The following is a 5,445-nucleotide window of genomic DNA, read 5'->3' on the forward strand; positions in this document are numbered from 1 at the left end:
GTGTGTGCGTGTGTTCTTTGAGAACTCAATAGTGTGTCGATGAATGTCAGTGCCAAATATTTTTGGTTCCGATTCTTCACCCCCCGTGTGGAGGGTCGGGCATTTTTTGTCAGCTAATTTTCCGGCTGGCGATTTGTTTTGCTGGGTTTTCGGACTCTGGTTATTACTTTGATTGCGCCCCTTCGGGGGTGTGGTTGTGAGTCTTCAACGGAGAGTTTGATCCTGGCTCAGGACGAACGCTGGCGGCGTGCTTAACACATGCAAGTCGAGCGGTAAGGCCCTTCGGGGTACACGAGCGGCGAACGGGTGAGTAACACGTGGGTGATCTGCCTCGCACTTCGGGATAAGCCTGGGAAACTGGGTCTAATACCGGATATGACCTGCTGTCGCATGGCGGTGGGTGGAAAGATTTATCGGTGCGAGATGGGCCCGCGGCCTATCAGCTTGTTGGTGGGGTAATGGCCTACCAAGGCGACGACGGGTAGCCGGCCTGAGAGGGCGACCGGCCACACTGGGACTGAGACACGGCCCAGACTCCTACGGGAGGCAGCAGTGGGGAATATTGCACAATGGGCGAAAGCCTGATGCAGCGACGCCGCGTGAGGGATGACGGCCTTCGGGTTGTAAACCTCTTTCGACAGGGACGAAGCGCAAGTGACGGTACCTGTAGAAGAAGCACCGGCCAACTACGTGCCAGCAGCCGCGGTAATACGTAGGGTGCGAGCGTTGTCCGGAATTACTGGGCGTAAAGAGCTTGTAGGCGGTTTGTCGCGTCGTCCGTGAAAACTTGGGGCTCAACCCCAAGCTTGCGGGCGATACGGGCAGACTTGAGTACTGCAGGGGAGACTGGAATTCCTGGTGTAGCGGTGAAATGCGCAGATATCAGGAGGAACACCGGTGGCGAAGGCGGGTCTCTGGGCAGTAACTGACGCTGAGAAGCGAAAGCGTGGGTAGCGAACAGGATTAGATACCCTGGTAGTCCACGCCGTAAACGGTGGGCGCTAGGTGTGGGTTTCCTTCCACGGGATCCGTGCCGTAGCTAACGCATTAAGCGCCCCGCCTGGGGAGTACGGCCGCAAGGCTAAAACTCAAAGGAATTGACGGGGGCCCGCACAAGCGGCGGAGCATGTGGATTAATTCGATGCAACGCGAAGAACCTTACCTGGGTTTGACATACACCGGAAACCTGCAGAGATGTAGGCCCCCTTGTGGTCGGTGTACAGGTGGTGCATGGCTGTCGTCAGCTCGTGTCGTGAGATGTTGGGTTAAGTCCCGCAACGAGCGCAACCCTTGTCCTGTGTTGCCAGCGGATTATGCCGGGGACTCGCAGGAGACTGCCGGGGTCAACTCGGAGGAAGGTGGGGACGACGTCAAGTCATCATGCCCCTTATGTCCAGGGCTTCACACATGCTACAATGGCCGGTACAGAGGGCTGCGATACCGTGAGGTGGAGCGAATCCCTTAAAGCCGGTCTCAGTTCGGATCGGGGTCTGCAACTCGACCCCGTGAAGTTGGAGTCGCTAGTAATCGCAGATCAGCAACGCTGCGGTGAATACGTTCCCGGGCCTTGTACACACCGCCCGTCACGTCATGAAAGTCGGTAACACCCGAAGCCGGTGGCCTAACCCCTTGTGGGAGGGAGCCGTCGAAGGTGGGATCGGCGATTGGGACGAAGTCGTAACAAGGTAGCCGTACCGGAAGGTGCGGCTGGATCACCTCCTTTCTAAGGAGCACTTCTCCACGACGCTTCACACAGGTGGATGTGGTTGTGGCAGAGACCATTTCGGGCTCGCATGTAGTCCGGTGGAAGCTCATGGGTGGAACGCTGGCATGTGCCTCGAAGATGCTGGGAGCTCGAATGTTCCTGGTTCGGGGATTGTAGTCGACACACTGTTGGGTCCTGAAAGAACAGACGTTCTTTCCAGGCAATATGACGACAGGATCGATTCTTCGGTCATACCGCGGGGTCTTCGGGCTTCGGCTGGTGCCGGGTTGAGGGTTGGTCTTGTGTGTTGTTTGAGAACTGCACAGTGGACGCGAGCATCTTTGTTTGTAAGTGTTGAAGAGCGTTCGGTGGATGCCTTGGCACCAGGAGCCGATGAAGGACGTAGGAGGCTGCGATAAGCCTCGGGGAGCTGTCAACCGAGCTGAGATCCGAGGATTTCCGAATGGGGAAACCCGGCACGAGTGATGTCGTGTCACCCTCCGCTGAATATATAGGCGGTTGGGAGGGAACGTGGGGAAGTGAAACATCTCAGTACCCACAGGAAGAGAAAACAATTGTGATTCCGTGAGTAGTGGCGAGCGAAAGCGGATGAGGCTAAACCAGGTAGATGTGATACTCGGCAGAGGTTGTCTATTTGGTGTTGTGGGGTCATTCTTCTCAGTCCTGCCGGGCTGGGCGGGAGTCAGAAACCGTTGTGTTAGTCGAAGTGGTCTGGAACGGCCTGTCGTAGAGGGTGAGAATCCCGTAGACGAAAGCATGACGGCTCTCGTGGATGATGCCCGAGTAGCAGCGGGCCCGTGAAATCTGCTGTGAATCTGCCGGGACCACCCGGTAAGCCTGAATACTCCCTGGTGACCGATAGCGGACTAGTACCGTGAGGGAAAGGTGAAAAGTACCCCGGGAGGGGAGTGAAATAGTACCTGAAACCGGACGCTTACAATCCGTCAGAGCCTTCCCTTTTGGGGTGGGGTGATGGCGTGCCTTTTGAAGAATGAGCCTGCGAGTCATCGGTATGTGGCGAGGTTAACCCGTGTGGGGTAGCCGTAGCGAAAGCGAGTCCGAATAGGGCGTGTGAGTCGCATATCATGGACCCGAAGCGGAGTGATCTACCCATGGCCAGGGTGAAGCGACGGTAAGACGTCGTGGAGGCCCGAACCCACTTAGGTTGAAAACTGAGGGGATGAGCTGTGGGTAGGGGTGAAAGGCCAATCAAACTCCGTGATAGCTGGTTCTCCCCGAAATGCATTTAGGTGCAGCGTCACGTGTTTCACGCCGGAGGTAGAGCTACTGGATGGCCTAGGGGGCCCACAAGCTTACCGAAGTCAGCCAAACTCCGAATGCCGGTGTGTGAGAGCGTGGCAGTGAGACTGCGGGGGATAAGCTTCGTAGTCGAGAGGGAAACAGCCCAGATCGCCGGCTAAGGCCCCTAAGCGTGTACTAAGTGGAAAAGGATGTGGGGTCGCGAAGACAACCAGGAGGTTGGCTTAGAAGCAGCCACCCTTGAAAGAGTGCGTAATAGCTCACTGGTCAAGTGATCCTGCGCCGACAATGTAGCGGGGCTCAAGTACACCGCCGAAGCCGCGGCATTCCAGTGTTATCTTGCTTTCGAGCCAGGAGCTGGGATGGGTAGGGGAGCGTCGTGCAGCCGTGGAAGCAGCAGTGTGAACTAGTTGTGGAGGCTGTGCGAGTGAGAATGCAGGCATGAGTAGCGAAAGACGAGTGAGAAACTCGTCCGCCGAATGACCAAGGGTTCCTGGGCCAGGTTAATCCGCCCAGGGTGAGTCGGGACCTAAGGCGAGGCCGACAGGCGTAGTCGATGGACAACGGGTTGATATTCCCGTACCCGTGTATCCGCGCCCAATGGCGAATCATCTGTGCTAATCGTCCTGAACCGGATCTATCACCTTCGGGTGAGGTGATGGGGATGCACGAGACCCTGGGTGTAGTAGTCAAGCGATGGGGTGACGCAGGAAGGTAGCTGGGCCAGGTGATGGAGTACCTGGTGTAAGCCGGTAGGGCGCGACATAGGCAAATCCGTGTCGCATGTGCCTGAGAGGTGATGCGTAGCCGATTGAGGCGAATTCAGTGATCCTATGCTGCCGAGAAAAGCCTCTAGTGAGTTGGTACACGGCCCGTACCCCAAACCGACACAGGTGGTCAGGTAGAGAATACCGAGGCGATCGAGAGAACTGTGGTTAAGGAACTCGGCAAAATGCCCCCGTAACTTCGGGAGAAGGGGGACCACGTCTGGTGACGGGACTTGCTCCTCGAGCTGGGTGTGGTCGCAGAGACCAGAGAGAAGCGACTGTTTACTAAAAACACAGGTCCGTGCGAAGTCGTAAGACGATGTATACGGACTGACGCCTGCCCGGTGCCGGAAGGTTAAGAGGACCGGTTAGCCACTTTTGGTGGCGAAGCTGAGAATTTAAGCCCCGGTAAACGGCGGTGGTAACTATAACCATCCTAAGGTAGCGAAATTCCTTGTCGGGTAAGTTCCGACCTGCACGAATGGCGTAACGACTTCTCTGCTGTCTCAACCACAGACTCGGCGAAATTGCATTACGAGTAAAGATGCTCGTTACGCGCGGCAGGACGAAAAGACCCCGGGACCTTCACTATAGCTTGGTATTGGTGTTCGGTACGGTTTGTGTAGGATAGGTGGGAGACTGTGAAGCGGGCACGCCAGTGTTCGTGGAGTCGTCGTTGAAATACCACTCTGGTCGTATTGGACTTCTAACCTCGGACCCTGATCGGGTTCAGGGACAGTGCCTGGTGGGTAGTTTAACTGGGGCGGTTGCCTCCCAAAATGTAACGGAGGCGCCCAAAGGTTCCCTCAGCCTGGTTGGCAATCAGGTGTCGAGTGCAAGTGCACAAGGGAGCTTGACTGTGAGACTGACGGGTCGAGCAGGGACGAAAGTCGGGACTAGTGATCCGGCACCGGCATGTGGAAGCGGTGTCGCTCAACGGATAAAAGGTACCCCGGGGATAACAGGCTGATCTTCCCCAAGAGTCCATATCGACGGGATGGTTTGGCACCTCGATGTCGGCTCGTCGCATCCTGGGGCTGGAGTAGGTCCCAAGGGTTGGGCTGTTCGCCCATTAAAGCGGCACGCGAGCTGGGTTTAGAACGTCGTGAGACAGTTCGGTCTCTATCCGCCGCGCGCGTCAGAAACTTGAGGAAGGCTGTCCCTAGTACGAGAGGACCGGGACGGACGAACCTCTGGTGTGCCAGTTGTCCTGCCAAGGGCACTGCTGGTTGGCTACGTTCGGAAGGGATAACCGCTGAAAGCATCTAAGCGGGAAGCCTGTTCCAAGATGAGGTTTCTCACCACCTTCGAGTGGTTAAGGCCCCCTACAGACCATGGGGTTGATAGGCCGGAACTGGAAGCACGGTAACGTGTGGAGGTGACCGGTACTAATAGGCCGAGGACTTACCAACAAAGGTTGCTACGCGTCCACTGTGCGGTATCTGAAACAACACACAGACACCCCGCCGACACGATCGGTCGTGTCCCCCTGTAACGCCCTGTTGGGGCGTGTCGGGCGACACGACCGGGGGAAACGGTGACGGGGTGTGTGGATAGTTTCATAGAGTTACGGCGGCCATAGCGGTAGGGAAACGCCCGGTCCCATTCCGAACCCGGAAGCTAAGCCTGCCAGCGCCGATGGTACTGCACTCGACAGGGTGTGGGAGAGTAGGACACCGCCGGAACATCCTT

The 5,445-nt window shown here is 56.9% G+C and carries 3 rRNA genes; all 3 read left to right on the forward strand.

What is annotated here, in order from left to right:
- Positions 1-204: 204 nt before the first annotated feature.
- The 3 genes from ON27_RS06370 (at position 205) to rrf (ending at position 5,438) form a co-directional block, all read left to right on the forward strand.
- Positions 205-1,723: ribosomal RNA gene (locus ON27_RS06370) — 16S ribosomal RNA — on the forward strand.
- A gap of 327 nt (positions 1,724-2,050) precedes the next feature.
- Positions 2,051-5,165, forward strand: a 23S ribosomal RNA gene (locus ON27_RS06375).
- 156 nt (positions 5,166-5,321) lie between these two features.
- Positions 5,322-5,438: ribosomal RNA gene (rrf, locus tag ON27_RS06380) — 5S ribosomal RNA — on the forward strand.
- The 16S, 23S and 5S rRNA genes sit together here, the layout of an rRNA operon.
- Positions 5,439-5,445 lie beyond the last annotated feature (7 nt).

Origin of the sequence: Nocardia asiatica NBRC 100129 (assembly GCF_000308415.1) — a bacterium.
Taxonomy (GTDB): Bacteria; Actinomycetota; Actinomycetes; order Mycobacteriales; family Mycobacteriaceae; genus Nocardia; species Nocardia asiatica.